This window comes from Bariatricus massiliensis, from assembly GCF_900086725.1.
GTDB classification, from domain to species: domain Bacteria; phylum Bacillota; class Clostridia; order Lachnospirales; family Lachnospiraceae; genus Allocoprococcus; species Allocoprococcus massiliensis.
This window is the reverse complement of the sequence record NZ_LT574837.1, coordinates 1,081,839-1,100,100: the sequence shown is the minus strand read 5'-3', so window position 1 is coordinate 1,100,100 and position 18,262 is coordinate 1,081,839. Positions and strand designations below refer to the sequence as shown.

Here is an 18,262-nt window from a genome sequence, read left to right as displayed (position 1 = left end):
ATATGAAAAAAATTATGGCGATATCTAAATCTTTAGTATTATCAATGATAGTATTATTATCAGTGGCTATGCCGGTAAAAGCAGCAGAAGTAGGAGATTGTATCGATGGTTCATATTTAACATCAGAAAATTCATCAGAAGTCACAATTTTAAATTTATCAAGGGGAGTTTATTTAAGAAGTGGCTCATCAACTATTGCGAAAGCTGGCGAAGGTAAAGTGGCTGCTGGAGGAACCACTATTGCCCAGACAACAGTTTCTAGTGTAGGCGTAAATGTTAGGGTGGAGCGATTAGTAAATGGATCATGGCAAGTATATACATCATGGTCTGCTACAAGATATAATGCAATGTCTGTCAGCTCAAGTAAGACGATATCTGTGCCTTCAGGATACTATTATCGTACACATTGTTTGCACTCAGCTAATTCTGATGCTAGTGGTTCTTATTCAAATGGAATTTGGATATAATGTAATTATTTTATTAAGGCAAACTTTTGTTAATTAGTCAAACAAACACTTAAGTGTTTTATATTACTCAGAGAGACTATTCCAACCACTGCCGTTGTCTGTTATATAACCACTACTATTATATAAAAAATAGGACCTTACATTGAGAAAACCTAGCGTGAATAAGACACGCCATTCAATGTGCAGTGGTTGGAATAGTCTCTCTGGAAAAAAATCATGTCAGGACTGGCGCTCGCCAGTCCTTTAAGTATGTCAAAATTTAGGCAGCTAACACATTAAGAATTAGCTGGTTTGTGATTTGTAAAGTTTTAAGGCTTTGGCCAGCTGGTCTGGACAAGAGGTTCCCTTATAGCCGCATTTGATTCCTTCCATTCGGGTAATTGCCTCGTTTATATCCATGCCTTCTACAAGACGTGAGATTCCCTGTGTATTTCCAGAACATCCTCCCTCGAATTGAACATTGTGAATAACATTGTTACTGTCTACATCTACATGTATATGGCGTGAGCATACGCCCTGAGGTCTGTAATCCATAGTTATACTCCTTACGTTTATTAAGTTAAAATATGTGTTGTTAACGCAAATTATAACAAATGTGTGGAGAAAATGCTAGGTATCCTGTTGAAAATTTGCTATAATAACCGTATTGTAAAATAAGTAAAGTCAGGTGGAGAACAGTTATGGGAGAATATGAAGCGTTTTCTGCGGCTTTAAAAAATCTGCGGGAGATATATAATTATAATGAACCTTATGAAAATATAGTGTTGGCAGGATTTAGCGTACTATATAGAGAATGTGTCAAACGGGCATTGGAACTTATGGGAACGCTGATGGAAAAGAAAGGCTATCCCGGAAAGGATACAGGGTATCCAAGGCAGGTATTAAAAGCCGCGGGTCAGCGTGGGCTGATTAAGAACTTAAGACTATGGTTGAGGGCACTGGATGTAGAGTGTCAGGTGGATTGGGATAACGGCAGTAAGGACATTTCAGATTATGTGGATGATGTTAAAGATAGCTATTTTCCGATGTTCTGTGAGTTTCAGGAAGAGGTTGTGAAACATTGGCTGGTGGAGACTATGAAGTAAAAAGATAAAAGAAGGATAAGGATATACCATGAAATTTAGATTACCGGAAATGGAAGATAGAAGCGAGATTATGCTATATATTCAGGAACATTATTCCAATAATGAGAAGAGTCTGAGTGCAACAAGCAGCCTGCCATTGATGGAGTATGGGGAGTGGGTAAAGAAAATTCATGACAATACTTTTATCTCCGATCCAGTATGGGGGAAATCTTTCACATATCTTGCGTTTAGTGATGAAAATGAGCTTGTAGGATTTTTGAGCATAAGGTTCGATATGCCGGAAGATTTAGCTCTGAAATATGGACATATAGGATATGGGGTAAGACCGCATCAAAGAAGAAAGGGTTACGCAGGCCAAATGCTTCATTTTGCGCTAGACAAGTGCAGGGAGCTGGGAATGGAAAGTGTTACTGTGGGATGCTATAAAGAGAATATTGGTTCGGCTAAGACCATAACAAAGAATGGGGGAAGATTGATCAGAGAGATAAAAGTTGACAAGAAGATAAGTGATTATTGGGAGATACAGCTTGTTGACCAGTTTTACGAAATAGAATTAAATAATAGAGATTTGGAGGATTGAAGATGATAGGAATTATCGGAGCAATGGAACAGGAAGTGGCACAGCTGAAGGAAGCGATGGAGATTGAAGAGACCGTGAGTCAGGCGGCTATGAGTTTTTGCCGCGGAAGACTATGCGGAAAGGATGTTGTTGTGGTTCAGAGTGGCATTGGCAAGGTGAATGCGGGGCTGTGCGCGCAGATTTTGGTGGACAAGTTTCATGTGGATGTGTTGATTAATACAGGAGTTGCCGGTGCGCTGGCAACAGAGCTGAATATCGGTGATATGGTCATTTCTACAGATGCTGTGCAGCATGATATGGATGTCACGAGGCTGGGCTATCAGAAAGGACAGATACCGGACATGGATGTATTTGCTTTTCCGGCAGACAGTGAATTAGTGAAAAAAGCGGAGCAGGCTAACAGGGAGGCGAATCCGGATATTGCTACTTTTGTGGGACGGGTAGCCAGCGGCGACCAGTTTATCGCGGAAAATGATGTGAAAGAGCGGATAATCAGCACTTTTGGGGCGATGTGTACGGAGATGGAAGGCGCGGCAATCGCACAGGCGGCGCATTTGAATCAAGTTTCGTATGTCATCATTCGTGCCATTTCGGACAAAGCCGACAACAGTGCGACAATGGATTATCCTACCTTTGAGAGGCAGGCAATCGCCCACAGTGTAAGGCTTGTCCAAAATTTACTTCCAAGAATTTAGTGGGATTGACCAGCACATTCGGGCGCAAAAGACGTCCGGATTGTCAGAATATGTTGAACGATTAGGGGGTCCAAAATTCACGATTTACGGTATAATGGCGGTAAATCAGTTGAAGGAGGGCTCTTTTTATGTTAGAGACAATAGTAGCACGACAAGTGGTATTTTACATTGTCGGTGCAATAGCGGCTATCGGTATTATAGCAAAGCTGGTCGCCGGCATTTCGCTAAAACGTCTGGTGAGGGCGTCAAGTAACATGAGCAAAAGTAACCATGCATTGATGAGGCTTGTGCGGGCCAAATTTGAACATGCGTGTATGGTGAGCGACAAAGTGCAGAATGTAAGGGCATTCGTAGAAAAGTATGTGTTTGAGTACCGGGTCATAGGTCTCCGTCTTCATTCTTGGCGGCAGCTTGAGAAAGCGACTATCTGGATATACGGTATAGTAAGTGCAGTTGGCGCCGGGCTTGAATATTATGTAAACGGAGTGAGAGATGTTCTGTATCAATACGCTATTGTGGGGGCAGTGGGGATTGTTGTGTTATTTTTATTACATATAACGACGGACGAGCGGTATCAGCTGGAAGCTGCCAAGATGTATATGGTAGATTTTCTGGAAAATACTTATGCCCACCGGTACGAGAAGACAAATCAAAAAGAAATTCAAGTAACTGTACAAAAGGCGGAGGAAGACAGCAGGGGAAGGCAGGCTGCCTCGCCCCAGAAGGCTCCGGTGCGGGAGCCTGACACTAGACAGGTAACGCCTATGGAAGCGCCCGGGGCAGCTCCCCATTTAGTTCCGGGAGAGACGAATTCCGAACCGCCGCAGCGCTCGGACGAGCCACAGCCTGTCCGCACGCCTGTACAGAGACAGGAGTTTGCAGGTGCAGAAGCACAAGGCCAGCAATATGCCAGAGCTCAGGAAACAGGACAAGCATTTGCCAGAGTGCAGGGGCAGAGACAGGCAGTCCAATCCGCGGGAGGACACGGCCAGAGCGCAGTTCAGAGCGGAAAAGCAAGGGTTCAAGAGCCTGCAATGCAGATGAAAGTGCGTGTGCAGGAGGCGCAGCCGGAGCCGTTGACTCAGGCGGCGGCAAGTCCTTACACACAGTCTGTGGGAGTACCACAGAATGCGTCGTCCTATGGCGATGCAGGAAAGGCGCGGCCCGGGGTGGATAGTGCTTCTGGGATGCCGGAATATCAGACGGCGGGGCCAGAGGCACAGGATGGGTATGGGCAGATGAAGGATGAGTTTTCAGGTCAGGAATTTCAGAAGGAGGCAAAAATCAGGGAGATTTTAGAAGAATTTTTAGCATAGAATAGAAAAAAACGCAGGTTTGCGCATAAATATAATTATCTTTTGGAGTTTGCAGAATTATAATGTTACAGTTACAAGCGGGTGTGTGGATATAGAGTGCTGTCCACACACCCGCTTTGTGTTATGCAGGAATGATGAAAGAATAATTAACCTTGAAAACTCCGTTATTTGTTGTAAATATTGTCCATATGCATTATAATATGTTTATAGGTAAAGGGAAAAGAGTGTTTGTGCTGTGTGAGTAGACTTGTACTATATGGATAAATTGACGGAAAGAAAAGCACAAATCACCAAATTAAATATTATGGATGATACGTTCTTTCACAAAATTGTGGAAGACAAGGAGACGTGTGAAGAAATTATCCGGGTGCTGATGCAGAACAAGGAGTTGAGGCTTATCAGTTCCCGGGCACAGTTTTCGTTGCGGAATTCGGGTACTAAATCATCGGTCTTAGATGCCGTATGCATGGATGAAGACAGCAGATACTATAACATTGAGGTTCAGAAGGCCGAGCGGGATGACTATCAGAGAAGAATGAGATATAATTCTTCTAATCTGGATACGTATTTTACAGAAAAAGGAATCAAGTACGCACAGCTGCCGGATGTCTATCTGTTTTTCCTGTCAGATTTTGATTTATTCGAGGCGGGAGAGACGGTATATCATGTGGAGCGGAGGATACGCGAGACGGGTGCAAAAGTAGATAATGGAGTTTACGAAATTTATATTAACACAAAAGTGGATGACGGCTCAGAAATAGCAGAGATGATGAAGTATTTCACAGACAGTAACGGGAGGCATCCTCTGTTTCCTAAGCTGTCGGAGCGGGTCATGTATTTTAAGGAAGTGAAGAAAGGAGTTGCGGAAATGTCTGGTGTTGTAGAGGAGTATGCCAAAGAGTATGCCAAAGAGTATGCAAAAAAATGTTTGGAAGAGCGTGAGCGTCAAATTGTGGAAGAGATGCTGAGGACGGGAGCAGCATTGGAGTACATTTCTAAGGTGACGGGATATTCTATAGAAAGAATCGAAAAGATACAAGAGGAATTATTTGCTTGTGTTAATTAGTTTGCAGAAGTTATGAGGGTAACATATAGCGAAAAGGGCGGAGCGTGCATGTAAATGCAGGCTCCGCTTTTGGATGATACGCATTTATAGTTTTATCTGCATGACATCGACTTCCAACTCCCACAAAAACTTGTCCAAATCTTTATAAGAAAGGAAAACAGTGGCAGTGTTTTCCAGTGGGTGGATTCCCAGACTTTTGCATCTGGTCAAATCGCGGTCGATGAAGAATTCAACGGCGTGGCCGGTATCGTTTATCAATCCGAAGGGGGTGACGCTCCCCTGCTTCAGTCCGAGGTACTTCTCTAGCCTGTCCTCAGAGGCAAAGCTGAGACCGTTTGTGCCGAGCTGGCGGGCCAGAGATTTCAAATCTACTTTTTTCTTTTCATCACAAGTCACGAGAAAATGACGTTTTCCCTTGGAATCGCGTAGGAAGAGATTCTTGCACAGGGTTCCTTTCTGGGGCAGTCCAAGACGGTCCATGTCCTCCATGGTGAAGACCGGCTCGTGTTCTACAGCTTCGTATTTAATATTCAGCCTTTTCAGTTCATCGTATATCCGTTGTTTTAGATTTTCCATAATCGTCCTCCAATTTTTCACGGTAAGCTGGTAAAGTTTTCTATAAGTATAGAATATTTGAATATAAATGTAAAGATGCCAAATGGCATAGGGCGGACTGCGCAAGGTGTGAACACAAAAAAAACACACATTTCACGCAGAACTTTCACAGTTATTTTTTATACTGTGATATGCATGATGTTAGGATTTCGGGAGCACGAAGTGCGGAGAAATCCGTAGGCATCGAGGGTCAAAACGAATTAGGAGGGAACGCAGTGATTGAGGTAAGAAATCTTGTGAAAAAATATGGCGCGCATCTGGCTGTGGACCACTTGGACTTTACAGTGGACACAGGACAGATATATGGTTTTCTCGGTCCCAATGGCGCCGGAAAATCAACGACTATGAATATCATGACGGGATATTTGGGCGCGACCGAAGGAGAAGTCCTTATTAACGGCCACAATATTCTGGAGGAGCCAGAGGAGGCGAAGAAGTGTATCGGCTATCTTCCCGAGATGCCGCCGCTTTACATGGAGATGACCGTCTGGGAGTATTTGAATTTTTCAGCGGAGCTGAAGAAGATACCAAAAAAGGAGCGCAGTATTCAGGTAGAGCAGGTCATGGAGCTCGTGAAGATCGTTGATGTACAGAACCGTCTGATCAAGAACTTGTCCAAAGGTTACCGGCAGAGGGTGGGCCTTGCACAGGCGATTCTTGGTTTTCCGGAAATCATCATACTGGATGAACCAACAGTAGGGCTGGATCCGAAGCAGATTATTGAGATACGGGAATTGATACGGGAACTGGCAAAAAAGCATACAGTCATACTGAGCTCCCATATACTTGCGGAGATTCAAGAGGTGTGTGACTATATCATGATAATCTCCCATGGAAAGCTGGTTGCCAGCGATACGCCGGAGAATCTGGAAAAACTCATGAGCGGGCAGCAGACGGTAGAGATTATCGCCAAAGGGACAGAGGATGTGGTGAAGGACGTTGTGGGCCGAATCGGCGGAATAAAACATGCTGTATATGAGAACGGAATTGAGAAAGACGCAGTGGGTGTGAGTCTGACACCGGAGGCTGGGCTGGATATCAGGGAGCAGGTATTTACGGAGTTCGCGAAGTCGGAATGTCCTCTTCTGATGCTGAGCCACAGCCGTACGACACTGGAAGATGTCTTCCTTGAACTGACGCAGGGAGCGATAGAGGAGGTGCAGACGAATGAAGGCGATATATAAACGAGAGCTGAAGGCGTATTTCCAGTCTATGACCGGGTATGTGCTGATTGCCTTTATGGTTATTTTTACAGGAATTTATTTTATGGCCTATAATTTGAATTCCGGCTATCCTTATTTTTCATATGTTTTGATGAATATTAATTACATATTAATCATTGCAGTCCCTCTTTTGACCATGCGCTCCTTTGCGGAGGAGAGAAAGAATAAGACAGACCAGATGCTCTTGTCGGCCCCGGTGAAGCTTTTTGACATTGTCATGGGAAAATATTTGGCCATGACTACAGTCTTTGCTGTTCCATGTGCGGTATTCTGCCTGTTTCCACTGATTATCAAGAGCTTTGGTACAGCGTATTTGAAAGTGGATTATTTGTCGATTCTAATGTTTTTCCTTATGGGATGTATTTACATAGCAATTGGAATGTTTCTTTCTTCTCTGACGGAAAGCCAGATAATTGCGGCGGTGACAACGTTTGGCGCGCTGCTGCTCATTTATCTCTGGGGTGGGCTGATTGATTTTCTGCCGACATCGAATGTAAGCGGCATCATCGGGACAGTGGTATTGATTACACTTTTGGCGTTTATTATTTACCGGATGACGGGGAACTGGATCATGGCAGGGATTACTGAGCTGGCAGGGGTTATTATCGTAACCGTGCTGAGCTTTGCCAAGGCTTCTTTGTTTGAGAATCTCCTTGTAAATATGATGAAGCGGCTCTACATTGCGGATGTATTTGACAATGTGGCTGTCAATCATTTGTTCGATGTGAGCGGACTTATCATGTACCTGACGGTGGCTGCGGTATTTGTATTTCTTACCATGCAGTCTATTGAAAAAAGGCGTTGGAGTTAAGGAGGAGATAACATGGAAAAAATAAAAAAGATGTTCAAAAGTGTGTCCTCCAAACACGGCTCCTACAGTGTGGGTCTGGCGGCGATTGTCGTCGCAATAGCAATTGTAGTGAATTTGGTGGCAGGGCAGCTTCCTGAGAACATAAGAAATATAGATATCAGCGACAACCGTTTGTATGAAATTACGGATGTGTCTAAAGATATGCTGGGGAAATTAGACAAGAAGGTAAAGCTTACGGTGATTGCGGAGCTGGATTCGGTGGACACAAGAATTGAGACTTTCGTGAAAAAGTATGCGGCCTTAAGTAAGAAGGTGGAAGTGGAGTGGACGGACAGCGTCCTGCACCCAGCCGTTCTTCAGGAATATAATACGGAAGGAAATGTGATTATAGTTTCATGTGAGGATACGGGAAAGACATCCACGATTAACTTTTCCGATATTATTCAATATGACCAGTATTCTTATTATACAACAGGGCAGGTGTCCGAGAGCGCTTTTGACGGTGAGGGGCAGCTGACCAGTGCGATCAACTATGTGACAAGTGAAGAGACGAAGAAAATCTACCGCACAGCAGGACACGGAGAAGGCACATTCTCCTCCTCTGTGAGTGATTTGCTTACCAAGAATAATCTGGAGACAGAAGAGATTAATCTGAGCATGAATCCGGAGATCCCGGGCGACTGTGATCTGCTGTTCTTATATGGCCCCACATCCGATTTGACCGATGATGAAAAGACAATCATATCTAACTACTTAAGTGACGGCGGAAAGGTGTATCTGATACTGGGAGATACGACGGCGGAGACGCCGAATCTGGACGCGGTCATGGCGGACTATGGACTGAAGAAATTGGATGGATATATCGCGGATACGCAGAGATGCTATCAGGGAAATTATTATGCGATTTTCCCGCAGCTATCCATTTCAGGCGGGCTGGCAGACGGCATCAGCAATGAGATGGTATTGCTATTGAATTCTCAGGGGCTGGAACAGACGGAAACGGACAGTGAGACTATCGTGACAACGCCGTTCATGAAGACTTCTACGGACGGATATTTGGTCACGGAGGAAAACCAAGCACAGGGACAATATATTGTAGGCGCAGTTGCAACAAATACAGTAAACACAGACGGTGATGAGGATACGGAAACGGAAACGTTGGAAGCACGTCTCACCGTGCTGGCTTCCGGTTCTCTGATTGACTCTAATATCACAGATCAGCTGACGACGTTAGATAATCTGACTTTATTTGTAAACTCTGTGACAGAGAACTTCGACGATGTGGATAATGTGGCTATCGAGGCTAAGAGTCTGGGTACGGAGCGCAATACACCGCTTCATGCCAGTGCGTTCAGCCTGCTTGTCATCTTTGTTATTCCGGCTGCAATTCTGCTGATTGGATTCGTATTATGGTGGAGAAGAAGAAAGGCGTAGCCGCTGGAAAGGACAGGTGTGGGATGAAGAAAAAATCAAAACAGAAGACAGTGTGGCTCCTCTTGCTCATTCTTGTTGTGTTGTTAATCGTCTTTTTTGCTATGAAGAGCATCAATGAGAAAAAAGTGGAGGAAGAAAAGCAGAAGCAGGCCGAAGAAACAGTCCAGATCTACAAAGCGGACGGTTTAAAGGAGATTTCTTATGAGGACAGCGAAGGGAAGACTATGGAATTCCAAAAGGAAGGCGGGGAATGGAAATATAAGGACGATACAACAATCCCCCTGTCTGAGAGCGTCATGTCCTCCATGGAAAATGCATTTATAAATATTACTGCGGTGAAGGAGATTGGAGAGCCTGATGATTTGGCTGATTATGGTTTGGAAAAGCCGGCTTACAAGCTGCTTCTGACTGCGGAAGACGGAAAGTCGGATCTGCTGCTGATTGGCTCGGCGGCAGGGGATAACTATTATCTTATGCATGAGGATGATGAGAAGGTCTATACCGTTTCGGCGGAGCTCCTCTCCCAGCTGGCCTGGGATTTGGAAAATATCGTGCAGAAAGAGAACTTTGTGAGCGTGACGGAGCAGAATTTTGTGAAGCAGGTGGTTACAAAAGCCGATGGGACAGAAACTATATTTGACGCGGCGGACGAGGCACAGAAAGATGCGGTGACGGCCGTGAGCGGAGGGTATTCGGGATTTTATTTCACGGCATGCGCAGATTATCATGTGACGGAGAAGACGCTGGCGGACTATGGTTTGGACGAAAAGAGCAGGATAAAAGTTGTGCTCACTTATAAAGAAACCAATGAGGACGGCGATTCGGAGGAAAAAGAGCTTACGTTTTATGTGGGCAGTAAGGACTCCACGGGCACATACTATTATGTACAGCTTGACGGCTCGCAGATGGTAAATACAGTGACCGTATCTAATGTGGAGACAGCATTAGGGTTATAGGTGGAAGCGTGCGGAAAAGAGAGAAAGGTTCCTGACATGGGGCTTTCTCTCTTTTTTACTTTCAACTGTTCTCTTCGTATTTTTTATGTCTGGTTATTTTCAACAATAAAATAGCAACGGTCAGTATAAACGGGAAGATGCTGCCTGCAAGCATCCCGGTCTTCATATTGTCCCCTGCACGCTGAGCAATATTTCCCACAATTCCGGGACCTAGCGCTCCGCCAAGATCACCTGCCATTGCAAGCAGTGCAAACATTGCGGTGCCCCCTGTCGGCATATTTTCAGAGCATACGCTTATACTACCCGGCCACATAATTCCCACTGAAAAGCCGCACATTATACAACCAAGGAGTCCGAGCACCGGAAGACTTGACAGAGAGGCAGTAATATAACACAATAGGCAGAGGAAACCTGATCCAAGCATGAATTTCATCAGGTCAAGTTTATTACCGTATTTACCATAAATTGCACGGCTAATCCCCATAGTCACAGCAAACATACAAGGGCCTGCAATATCTCCTATTACCTTGGACAGACCAAGAGCAGACTCTGCAAAAGCAGACGCCCACTGTGCCATTGACAGTTCCGATGCCCCTGAGCACACCATCAGAAGAATAGCTAGCCAGAATAACGGCACTTTCAGTAAATTCCTGATTTTCATAGCCTTTCCGTTTTCGACAGACTGTTCAATCGGACATACTGCAAAATTATATATATTGAAAAGTGGAACAGCCGCCCATATACAAGCAAGAATTCTCCACTTTTCTACTCCAAACACGACAAAGAACAGGGTCGATAGCATAATAACTACCACGGAGCCCCAACAGTAAAAAGAATGAAGCAGGCTCATTGCCGCTTCTTTGTGCTCTGTTGGGCAGGCCTCCACAATAGGACTGCACAGTACCTCTGTCAAGCCGCTTCCAGTGGCATAAATTATTGTGCTCAGAATTATTGCAACGAACGGATCGGGGAGCATTTCCGGTAAAAATGCAAGTCCGATGAATCCTACTGCAGAAAATACTTGCGAGCCAATAACACATTTACGGTAACCTATCTTGTCCGCAAAACGTGCACATAAGACATCGACCACAAGCTGTGTGATAAATAATACTGAAGAAATCAGTGCAACTTTTCCAAGCGGTATATTATAATAATTGTGGAATATCAAAAACAGCAGCGGTGCAAAATTTGCTGCTATTGCCTGAGTGATAAGGCCAAGATAACAGGCTACTAGTGTTCTCTTATATTTATTCATTATATTGACATCTCCTTTCTAGAGCGATATGATTATATCACAAAGCAATGATAAATCAATGTAGAAAATCCCAATTTTATTGTAATATATCGTAATAGAGGTGCAAATGTAAAATGGACAATGAATATTCAAAGACAATTACAGACCAAACTTTGAGGGAAGTGGTAAATCATGGCAGTGAAGAATATCCATTTCAATATTATTATGAGGACATATGGGATTTTGACCTTCATTGTATCGACTGGCACTGGCACCCAGAAGTAGAGTTTGTTTTTGTGGAAAAGGGAACAGCGATAATTTTTATTGGCAGTGAAATATATACGCTTCATGCAGGCAGTGGTATATTTATTAACACGCGGGTGATTCACCGATTTGAGGCGAAAGAAAGCACGATTATACCGAATATTGTATTTTTACCAACACTGCTTGCGGCTCACGATAGTCTGATTTTCCGCAAATATATAAAGCCTGTGCTTGATTCTTCAGTGGAATGCATCATACTTTCATCGGAAAATAAAATTCAAAAAGAGATAATCGATGTGCTTGTATCAGTATTTTCTATTCAGAATTCCAAGAAGAACAGTGAAATCATTACTGTGGAACTGATTATAAGATTATGGAGGATAATGTTTGACAATATCTGTTTGACAGACAAAGAGAATATTTCTGAAAAATCTATACAAATACGCGGCAGGCTGCAAATTATGATGCACTATATACAAAGAAATTATCGCTATCGTATTACGTTAGATGACATTGCGCAAACTGTTTCAATGAGTAAGAGCAGCGTACTGAACATATTCAAAGAATATCTCCACACGTCGCCAGTCAGCTATTTGATTAATTACAGATTAAGACAAGCGACAAGGCTTCTTTCCAACACTGAAGACAGTATTGCTTCTATAGCAAATGAAACGGGCTTTGAAGATGCAGGATATTTCTGCCGCAAGTTCAAAAATCTTTTTGGCATGACGCCAAATGAGTATAGAAAAAAGGGCCAATTTCTTTCTGAATGAAGTACATGGATGAAATGCCTATAGGAGAGGTTTATGTCAACAAAGAGATTATATGACAGGTTAACAGAATACAGAGACAGTGATTATTATGGGTTCCACATGCCGGGACATAAGCGCAACGGTGACCTTATGGGGCTTGGGCTTCCCTATGAGCTGGATATCACGGAGATTGAGGGGTTCGACGACCTGCACCATGCAGAAGGAATTTTGAAGGAGGCGCAGGAGCGGGCGGCGGCAGTATTCGGCGCGGAGGAGACACATTTTCTGGTGAATGGCAGCACGGTAGGAATCTTGAGCGGGATTTTGGGATGTACCCACAAGGGCGGGAAGATTCTGATTGCCCGCCACTGCCACAAGTCCGTGCATCATGCCGTCTACTTAAATGAGCTTGTTCCCCGGTATGTGTACCCGCAGTTTGACGGTCAGGTACATATGAATGGAGAGATACGTGCAGCGGATGTGGAGGTGGAACTTTTAAAGGAGCCGGATATTCAAGCCGTTGTAATCGTGTCCCCCAATTACGACGGTGTAGTGTCGGATGTGAAGGCGATCGCGGAGGTTGCCCACCGCCATAGGATTCCGCTCATTGTGGATGAGGCCCATGGGGCACATTTTGGTTTTCATCCTTATTTTCCTGAGCGTGCCAACAGTCTGGGGGCCGACGTTGTAATCAACAGCCTTCACAAGACCTTGCCGTCATTGACACAGACGGCGCTGCTCCATATCAATGGCCCATATGCGGACAGAGGCAGGATAAGAAAATACTTGGATATGCTCCAGTCCAGCAGTCCCTCTTATATTTTCATGGCCAGTCTGGATGCCTGTGTGGATTGGCTGGAAAATAGTGGGGTTATGGAGTTTGAACGATATGTGAAGCGTCTGGACAGGTTTCGGGAAGAATTGAAGGGGCTGCGGAAATTACGCATTTTGGAGACCCCGCACTATGATAAATCTAAATTGGTGATATCGGTGGATAAGACCGATATGATTAGTAAAGAATTATATAACAAACTATTTAGTGACTTTCATCTACAAATGGAAATGACGGCGGGGACGTACGTGCTTGCCATGACATCGGTGGCCGATACAGAAGAAGGGTTCCGCAGACTGCGGGATGCGCTCTACGAAATCGATTCGGAGGCCGGAGCAGCGGCGGATGGAAGTGGCGAGGAGGTCAGCGGGGAGCTGCCCCGTCTCAGACAGGTGTATACACCTTATGAGGTGGAGTGTCTACGTCAAAGCCATAAGAGTGAACTGCTTCGCTGGAGAGATGCGGCAGGCAGAGTGTCGCTGGAATATGCGTATCTTTATCCGCCGGGAAGTCCGGTCATTATCCCGGGCGAGGAGATAAGCGAGGCGGCGGCCAGCCTTTTGGAATATTACGACAGGAAGAGATTTCAAGTCGAGGGAATCGAGGAGAAAGGGAAGATAAAGGTGTGGAATCATGGGTAAGATATTTTATCTGATGGGGAAAAGTTCTTCGGGAAAGGATACCATATACGGGAGACTCAAGGAGCAGTTTCCGAAGCTCAGAACGGTAACGTTGTATACGACCCGCCCCATCCGTAAAGGAGAAGAGGAAGGGCGGGAATACCATTTTACGAATGAGGAAGGCCTTAAGCGCTTTCAAGAAGCCGGAAAGGTCATAGAACTTCGTGAGTATCATACGATTCACGGGATTTGGAAATATTTTACCGTGGATGACGGACAATTTGATTTGGTAAATGATAATTATCTCATGATTGGAACGTTAGAATCCTATGAGAAAATGAAAGAATATTTTGGAGAGGACGCGCTGGTGCCGGTGTATATAGAAGTGGAGGACGGCCGGCGCCTTCTAAGGGCTATCGAGAGGGAGCAGAGGCAGAGTGAGCCAAAATATGCGGAATTGTGCAGAAGATTTCTTGCAGATACGGAGGATTTCTCAGAGGAAAAACTGAAGGGCGTGGGCAAGGATGACCGTTTCATCAATGATAATCTGGAAGACTGTTTAAGAAAAATTTCAGAAAGAATTCAAAGTTTTGTCAATCATAGAGAGGAATTATAGATTATAATAGAAAGCAGATAAGGAAATTTTGCTAGGTATTCGGCCTAAATTATGTTATACTAGCGTATAGTCGGGTATATTCTGCCCGGCAGTGAAAGAAACAGGAAGAGATAAAAGAAGGTGAGACATATGTCAGGATTTAAAGATGTCGTAGGACATAAAGATATCATTCAATATATACAGACTGCAGTAAAGCAGGACAAGGTTTCCCATGCTTACATTTTGAACGGTGAGCGGGGCTCCGGCAAAAAGCTTTTGGCTAAGCTTTTTGCGCAGACTCTGCAGTGCGAGAACGGGGAGGAAGAGCCATGTTATGAGTGCCATTCCTGCAAACAGGCCGTCAGCGGCAATCACCCCGATATTATTAAAGTGACTCATGAGAAGCCGAACTCCATTGGTGTAGATGATATCCGTGTACAGATCAATGAGGACATTCAGGTTAAACCGTACAACGGGAAGTATAAGGTTTATATTGTTCCGGACGCGGATATGATGACGGTTCAGGCTCAGAATGCGCTGCTAAAGACGATTGAGGAGCCGCCGGCTTACGCGGTGATTCTTCTGTTGACCGAGAATGCAGAGAGCCTGCTCCCCACGATCTGCTCGAGATGTGTAATGCTAAAGCTCCGCAATATTAAAGATACACTGGTGAAAAAGTATTTGATGGAGAATTTACAGATACCGGATTATAAGGCGGATGTCTGTACCGCGTTTGCACAGGGAAATATTGGAAAAGCAATCATGCTGGCCAACTCTGAACATTTCAATGAAATTAAAGATGAAGCGGTTTCGCTTTTGAAGAATATAGATGATATGGAACTGCCGGAGCTGGTGGAGGCCGTAAAAAGGGTGTCTGTGTATAAGATTGAGATTACCGATTATCTGGATATATTGATGATCTGGTATCGGGATGTACTCCTCTACAAAGCAACAAAGAATATTGACCGGGTCATTTTCGGAGAGCAGATGGAATACATCAAAGAGCGGGCGAGAAAGAGTTCTTATGAGGGAATCAGCACGATTCTGGAGGCGATTGAAAAGGCAAAGACCCGCTTGAAAGCCAATGTCAACTTTGATCTTGTTATGGAACTTCTGTTATTGACGATAAAGGAGAATTAAACGATGACGAAAGTGATTGGAGTCCGTTTTCGGACCGCAGGAAAAATATATTATTTTTCTCCGGGCAAGTTCCCTATCGAAAAGGGTAATCAAGTGATTGTGGAAACTGCGAGGGGCGTTGAATTCGGCGATGTAGTGATGGGGCCGAAGGAAGTACCGGATGAAGAGATTATGCAGCCTTTGAAGGCGGTAATCAGAATTGCCACAGAGGAAGACAAAAAGACAGAAGAAAAGAATCGGAAGAAAGAGAAAGAAGCATTTCAAATCTGTCTGGAGAAGATTCACAAGCATGGGCTGGAGATGAAGCTGATCGACGCAGAATATACGTTTGACAACAACAAGGTACTCTTTTACTTTACGGCGGACGGAAGAATTGATTTCCGTGAACTGGTAAAGGATCTTGCGGCGGTTTTCCGTACCAGAATCGAGCTGCGTCAGATCGGTGTCAGGGATGAGACGAAGATACGGGGAGGTATTGGCATATGTGGACGCGAACTTTGCTGCCATACCTACCTGTCCGAGTTTGCGCCGGTGTCTATCAAGATGGCGAAAGAGCAGAACCTGTCTCTGAATCCCACGAAGATATCTGGCGTTTGCGGAAGGCTGATGTGCTGCCTGACCAACGAGGAAGAGACCTATGAGGATTTGAACAGCAAACTTCCCGCCATGGGAGATACGGTGACGACGCCGGAGGGGCTTAAAGGCGAGGTACAGTCTTTAAGTGTACTTAGACAATTAGCGAAAGTAATCGTTACATTGGACAATGATGAGAAGGAAATCCGGGAATACCGGGCTGATGAGCTGAAGTTCCGGCCGCGGCGCAAGAAAAATGATATGAAGCTTTCTAAGGAAGAATTGAAGCAGCTGGCGGCGCTGGAAAAGGGTGAAGGGGCGTCAAAGTTAGATGACAATTAATTTAAGAGACGGTGAGCGGTTAGATGACCTGCAGATAAAAGGATATCGGATTATTCAGCATCCCGGGCGGTTTTGCTTTGGGATGGACGCAGTGCTTCTTTCCGCTTTTGCCAAGATAAAAGAGGGAGAATATGTTCTGGACTTGGGGACAGGTACGGGGATTCTCCCTATTCTTTTGGAAGCAAAGACAAAAGGAAGACACTTTGCCGGGCTGGAGATACAGGCGGACAGTGCCGGGATGGCGGCGCGGAGTGTCAGTTTGAACGGATTGGAACAAAAGATTTCCATAGTAGAGGGTGATATCAAAGAAGCTTCTTCCATATTCGGAGCAGACTCTTTTGATGTGGTCACGACCAATCCGCCTTATATGATCGGGCAGCACGGACTCTCGAATCCGGAGAGTGCAAAAGCGGTTGCACGGCATGAAGTCTTATGTACACTGGACGATATTCTGAGGGAGAGCGCAAGAATACTGCGGCCCAGAGGGCGGTTCTATATGGTGCACCGTCCGTTTAGGCTGGCGGAGATATGCAGTAAGATGTGCGCGGAAGGGATAGAGCCGAAGCGTATGCGGCTGGTCTATCCATATGTGGATAAAGAGCCGAATATGGTGCTGATTGAAGGGATGAGAGGAGCGAAATCCAGAATGACGGTGGAGCCGCCTCTGATTGTTTATGAAAAGAACGGGGATTACACAGAAGAGCTGCTTAAGCTTTATGGAATGTAACCCGGAAACGGAGTAGAATATGGCAGGAACCTTGTATTTGTGCGCTACGCCTATAGGGAATCTGGAAGACATGACCTTCCGGGCGGTGCGTATATTGAAGGAAGTTGATTTGATAGCGGCGGAGGATACGCGCAACAGCATTAAACTATTGAACCATTTTGAAATCAAGACGCCCATGACCAGCTATCATGAATATAATAAAATTGAAAAAGGAAAGAGGCTCGTGGAAAAGCTTCAGGCGGGCCTGAACATTGCGCTGATTACGGATGCGGGAACTCCCGGAATCTCAGACCCGGGAGAAGAATTGGTCAAGATGTGCTGTGAGGCCGGTGTTGAGGTGACTTCTCTGCCGGGGGCGGCGGCGTGTATTACGGCGCTGACTTTATCGGGACTTTCTACCAGACGGTTTTGCTTCGAGGCATTTCTTCCCGCAGACAAGAAGGAGCGGAAGGAAATACTGGCAGAGCTTGTGGAGGAGACACGGACCATCATTGTCTATGAAGCGCCCCACCGTTTGTGGAAAACGTTGCAAGAACTATGGGAAGTGCTTGGGGAACGAAGAGTGACCGTGTGCCGTGAACTTACAAAGAAGCACGAGACCGCTTTTAGGACGACCTTGGCTTCGGCTGCTGCTTATTATGAGTTACATGAACCTAAGGGCGAGTGCGTGCTGGTGATTGAAGGAAAGTCTAGGGAAGAGATACGTCAGGAAGAGCAGAGCCGATGGGAAGAAATGACCATCGCGGAACATATGGAGTATTATCTCGGACAGGGAAAGGAAAAAAAAGAGGCCATGAAGCAGGTGGCAAAGGACAGAGGGATGCCAAAGCGGGATATCTATAAGGCGCTGCTGGATGAATAATAAAAAGGGATGGACAAGGCATGTATCAGAATGCCAATGTTCATCCCTTTTAAGGTGTAGAAAATTTCAGTTT

Annotated in this window: 20 protein-coding genes; 17 read left to right on the top strand and 3 right to left on the bottom strand. The window is 44.9% G+C overall.

All coding sequences use genetic code 11. The features are described 5' to 3' along the window. The first annotated feature begins 2 nt into the window (after positions 1–2). Complete coding sequence (locus BN6465_RS20795) at positions 3–467, top strand: DUF6147 family protein (RefSeq protein ID WP_074017787.1); 465 nt, start codon at positions 3–5, stop codon at positions 465–467. A 282-nt stretch (positions 468–749) separates the two neighbouring features. Here the strand turns inward: BN6465_RS20795 and BN6465_RS11500 are convergent, their stop codons facing one another. Further along, positions 750–1,001 carry a TIGR03905 family TSCPD domain-containing protein gene (locus tag BN6465_RS11500; protein WP_066735003.1) on the bottom strand — a complete coding sequence of 84 codons (252 nt, stop codon included), beginning with the start codon at positions 999–1,001 and terminating at the stop codon, positions 750–752. Between the two features lie 146 nt (positions 1,002–1,147). Between BN6465_RS11500 and BN6465_RS11495 the strand changes: the two genes are divergently transcribed. From BN6465_RS11495 to BN6465_RS11475, 5 genes are all read left to right on the top strand, one after another. Continuing rightward, entirely contained in the window at positions 1,148–1,552 is a 405-nt protein-coding gene (locus tag BN6465_RS11495) for a hypothetical protein (protein ID WP_066735001.1), read from the top strand. 28 nt (positions 1,553–1,580) lie between these two features. Continuing rightward, complete coding sequence (locus BN6465_RS11490; RefSeq protein ID WP_066734999.1) at positions 1,581–2,132, top strand: GNAT family N-acetyltransferase; 552 nt, start codon at positions 1,581–1,583, stop codon at positions 2,130–2,132. Between the two features lie 2 nt (positions 2,133–2,134). Further along, the gene (locus BN6465_RS11485; RefSeq protein ID WP_066734997.1) at positions 2,135–2,827 is read left to right on the top strand and encodes a 5'-methylthioadenosine/adenosylhomocysteine nucleosidase; all 693 of its coding nucleotides are present in this window, start codon (positions 2,135–2,137) and stop codon (positions 2,825–2,827) included. A 128-nt stretch (positions 2,828–2,955) separates the two neighbouring features. Further along, positions 2,956–4,143, top strand: coding sequence for a hypothetical protein (locus BN6465_RS11480; RefSeq protein ID WP_066734995.1), 1,188 nt, complete (start codon positions 2,956–2,958; stop codon positions 4,141–4,143). Positions 4,144–4,399: 256 nt separating this feature from the next. Beyond that, positions 4,400–5,209 carry a PD-(D/E)XK nuclease family transposase gene (locus BN6465_RS11475; protein ID WP_066734988.1) on the top strand — a complete coding sequence of 270 codons (810 nt, stop codon included), beginning with the start codon at positions 4,400–4,402 and terminating at the stop codon, positions 5,207–5,209. Between the two features lie 84 nt (positions 5,210–5,293). Here BN6465_RS11475 and BN6465_RS11470 read toward each other — a convergent pair whose 3' ends face one another. Beyond that, on the bottom strand, positions 5,294–5,785 hold the full coding sequence (locus BN6465_RS11470) for a prolyl-tRNA synthetase associated domain-containing protein (RefSeq protein ID WP_066734987.1): 492 nt from the start codon (positions 5,783–5,785) through the stop codon (positions 5,294–5,296). Between the two features lie 254 nt (positions 5,786–6,039). Here BN6465_RS11470 and BN6465_RS11465 point away from each other — a divergent pair, with 254 nt between their 5' ends. From BN6465_RS11465 to BN6465_RS11450, 4 genes are read left to right on the top strand one after another with little or no spacing between them, the layout of a single operon-like run. Next, complete coding sequence (locus BN6465_RS11465; RefSeq protein WP_066734983.1) at positions 6,040–7,008, top strand: ABC transporter ATP-binding protein; 969 nt, start codon at positions 6,040–6,042, stop codon at positions 7,006–7,008. Further along, complete coding sequence (locus tag BN6465_RS11460; RefSeq protein WP_066734981.1) at positions 6,992–7,858, top strand: ABC-2 transporter permease; 867 nt, start codon at positions 6,992–6,994, stop codon at positions 7,856–7,858. Before BN6465_RS11465 ends, BN6465_RS11460 begins: the two co-directional genes overlap by 17 nt. Positions 7,859–7,870: 12 nt before the next feature. Then, positions 7,871–9,292, top strand: a complete 1,422-nt coding sequence (locus tag BN6465_RS11455; RefSeq protein ID WP_066734979.1) for a GldG family protein — start codon at positions 7,871–7,873, stop codon at positions 9,290–9,292. A 23-nt stretch (positions 9,293–9,315) separates the two neighbouring features. Continuing rightward, positions 9,316–10,248, top strand: a complete 933-nt coding sequence (locus tag BN6465_RS11450) for a DUF4340 domain-containing protein (protein ID WP_199882825.1) — start codon at positions 9,316–9,318, stop codon at positions 10,246–10,248. 61 nt (positions 10,249–10,309) lie between these two features. Here BN6465_RS11450 and BN6465_RS11445 read toward each other — a convergent pair whose 3' ends face one another. Then, a complete protein-coding gene (locus BN6465_RS11445; protein ID WP_066734974.1) occupies positions 10,310–11,503 on the bottom strand; it encodes an MFS transporter in 1,194 nt (397 codons plus the stop codon). A 113-nt stretch (positions 11,504–11,616) separates the two neighbouring features. Between BN6465_RS11445 and BN6465_RS11440 the strand changes: the two genes are divergently transcribed. The 7 genes from BN6465_RS11440 (at position 11,617) to rsmI (ending at position 18,189) form a co-directional block, all read left to right on the top strand. After that, on the top strand, positions 11,617–12,519 hold the full coding sequence (locus tag BN6465_RS11440; RefSeq protein WP_066734971.1) for an AraC family transcriptional regulator: 903 nt from the start codon (positions 11,617–11,619) through the stop codon (positions 12,517–12,519). Between the two features lie 33 nt (positions 12,520–12,552). Then, on the top strand, positions 12,553–13,971 hold the full coding sequence (locus tag BN6465_RS11435) for an aminotransferase class I/II-fold pyridoxal phosphate-dependent enzyme (protein WP_066734967.1): 1,419 nt from the start codon (positions 12,553–12,555) through the stop codon (positions 13,969–13,971). After that, the gene (locus BN6465_RS11430) at positions 13,964–14,566 is read left to right on the top strand and encodes a nucleoside/nucleotide kinase family protein (RefSeq protein WP_066734965.1); all 603 of its coding nucleotides are present in this window, start codon (positions 13,964–13,966) and stop codon (positions 14,564–14,566) included. The genes BN6465_RS11435 and BN6465_RS11430 overlap by 8 nt, the downstream gene beginning before the upstream one ends. A 129-nt stretch (positions 14,567–14,695) precedes the next feature. Beyond that, complete coding sequence (holB, locus tag BN6465_RS11425) at positions 14,696–15,685, top strand: DNA polymerase III subunit delta' (protein ID WP_066734962.1); 990 nt, start codon at positions 14,696–14,698, stop codon at positions 15,683–15,685. 3 nt (positions 15,686–15,688) lie between these two features. Further along, positions 15,689–16,600, top strand: a complete 912-nt coding sequence (locus BN6465_RS11420; RefSeq protein WP_066734959.1) for a PSP1 domain-containing protein — start codon at positions 15,689–15,691, stop codon at positions 16,598–16,600. After that, complete coding sequence (locus BN6465_RS11415) at positions 16,590–17,327, top strand: tRNA1(Val) (adenine(37)-N6)-methyltransferase (RefSeq protein ID WP_066734956.1); 738 nt, start codon at positions 16,590–16,592, stop codon at positions 17,325–17,327. Before BN6465_RS11420 ends, BN6465_RS11415 begins: the two co-directional genes overlap by 11 nt. Before the next feature lie 19 nt (positions 17,328–17,346). Beyond that, on the top strand, positions 17,347–18,189 hold the full coding sequence (gene rsmI, locus BN6465_RS11410; RefSeq protein WP_066734954.1) for a 16S rRNA (cytidine(1402)-2'-O)-methyltransferase: 843 nt from the start codon (positions 17,347–17,349) through the stop codon (positions 18,187–18,189). Positions 18,190–18,262 lie beyond the last annotated feature (73 nt).

Coding starts and splice junctions, on each gene's coding strand:
- BN6465_RS20795 (WP_074017787.1), top strand. CDS start 3: ATGAAAAAAATTATGGCGATATCTAAATCTTTAGTATTATCAATGATA.
- BN6465_RS11500 (WP_066735003.1), bottom strand. CDS start 1,001: ATGGATTACAGACCTCAGGGCGTATGCTCACGCCATATACATGTAGAT.
- BN6465_RS11495 (WP_066735001.1), top strand. CDS start 1,148: ATGGGAGAATATGAAGCGTTTTCTGCGGCTTTAAAAAATCTGCGGGAG.
- BN6465_RS11490 (WP_066734999.1), top strand. CDS start 1,581: ATGAAATTTAGATTACCGGAAATGGAAGATAGAAGCGAGATTATGCTA.
- BN6465_RS11485 (WP_066734997.1), top strand. CDS start 2,135: ATGATAGGAATTATCGGAGCAATGGAACAGGAAGTGGCACAGCTGAAG.
- BN6465_RS11480 (WP_066734995.1), top strand. CDS start 2,956: ATGTTAGAGACAATAGTAGCACGACAAGTGGTATTTTACATTGTCGGT.
- BN6465_RS11475 (WP_066734988.1), top strand. CDS start 4,400: ATGGATAAATTGACGGAAAGAAAAGCACAAATCACCAAATTAAATATT.
- BN6465_RS11470 (WP_066734987.1), bottom strand. CDS start 5,785: ATGGAAAATCTAAAACAACGGATATACGATGAACTGAAAAGGCTGAAT.
- BN6465_RS11460 (WP_066734981.1), top strand. CDS start 6,992: ATGAAGGCGATATATAAACGAGAGCTGAAGGCGTATTTCCAGTCTATG.
- BN6465_RS11455 (WP_066734979.1), top strand. CDS start 7,871: ATGGAAAAAATAAAAAAGATGTTCAAAAGTGTGTCCTCCAAACACGGC.
- BN6465_RS11450 (WP_199882825.1), top strand. CDS start 9,316: ATGAAGAAAAAATCAAAACAGAAGACAGTGTGGCTCCTCTTGCTCATT.
- BN6465_RS11445 (WP_066734974.1), bottom strand. CDS start 11,503: ATGAATAAATATAAGAGAACACTAGTAGCCTGTTATCTTGGCCTTATC.
- BN6465_RS11440 (WP_066734971.1), top strand. CDS start 11,617: ATGGACAATGAATATTCAAAGACAATTACAGACCAAACTTTGAGGGAA.
- BN6465_RS11435 (WP_066734967.1), top strand. CDS start 12,553: ATGTCAACAAAGAGATTATATGACAGGTTAACAGAATACAGAGACAGT.
- BN6465_RS11430 (WP_066734965.1), top strand. CDS start 13,964: ATGGGTAAGATATTTTATCTGATGGGGAAAAGTTCTTCGGGAAAGGAT.
- holB (WP_066734962.1), top strand. CDS start 14,696: ATGTCAGGATTTAAAGATGTCGTAGGACATAAAGATATCATTCAATAT.
- BN6465_RS11420 (WP_066734959.1), top strand. CDS start 15,689: ATGACGAAAGTGATTGGAGTCCGTTTTCGGACCGCAGGAAAAATATAT.
- BN6465_RS11415 (WP_066734956.1), top strand. CDS start 16,590: ATGACAATTAATTTAAGAGACGGTGAGCGGTTAGATGACCTGCAGATA.
- rsmI (WP_066734954.1), top strand. CDS start 17,347: ATGGCAGGAACCTTGTATTTGTGCGCTACGCCTATAGGGAATCTGGAA.